At 40.1% G+C, this 553-nt stretch carries 1 protein-coding gene; it reads left to right on the top strand.

Features of this window, described 5'->3' with window-relative positions; all coding sequences use genetic code 11:
- On the top strand, positions 1–553 hold a 553-nt coding region (locus tag IEY58_RS34205; RefSeq protein WP_189052666.1), incomplete at its 5' end, for a transposase.

Raw genomic sequence — 553 nt, 5'->3', positions numbered from 1 at the left:
CGTTGAAGCCAAGAACAAACGAGCTAAAAAAGGCAAACATACCGACAATACCCAAGACAAAGAAGCCGCCTACGTCAGTAAAAAAGACAGCACAGGCAAAGTAAAAACCACCTACGGCTTTAAAATCCATCTAAACTGTGATGAAGACAGCTTTGTCAAAAAAGTTGAAACCACCCCAGTCAATGTCCATGATTCACAATGTTTTACCACGCTTTTAACAGGGAATGAATCTGCTGTTTACGCTGACAGTGCGTATAAAAGCCAAGCCCATGACCACTATCTTGCCAAGCATGAAACACCGATAAACAATCATATTCCTGATAGAGCATGGCGTAATACCCCTTGGACCGAACAACAAAAACGTACCAATATCCAAAAAAGCCAAACTAGAAATACGGTGGAACGGGTATTTGGTCATTTTAAATTGCATTATGGGATGAGCAAGGCTCGTCATTTAAGGTTAATGCAATTTCATACGAGTACAGTGCTCGCTAGCATTGTGCATAATTTAAAAACTGCCCTAAGCTTTAAACAAAAATATGGATTGGCTTAG

It is taken from the genome of Aliidongia dinghuensis (assembly GCF_014643535.1).
Taxonomy (GTDB): Bacteria; Pseudomonadota; Alphaproteobacteria; order ATCC43930; family CGMCC-115725; genus Aliidongia; species Aliidongia dinghuensis.
The sequence above is the reverse complement of the archived record's forward strand: the minus strand, read 5'-3'. Positions and strand labels throughout refer to the sequence as shown.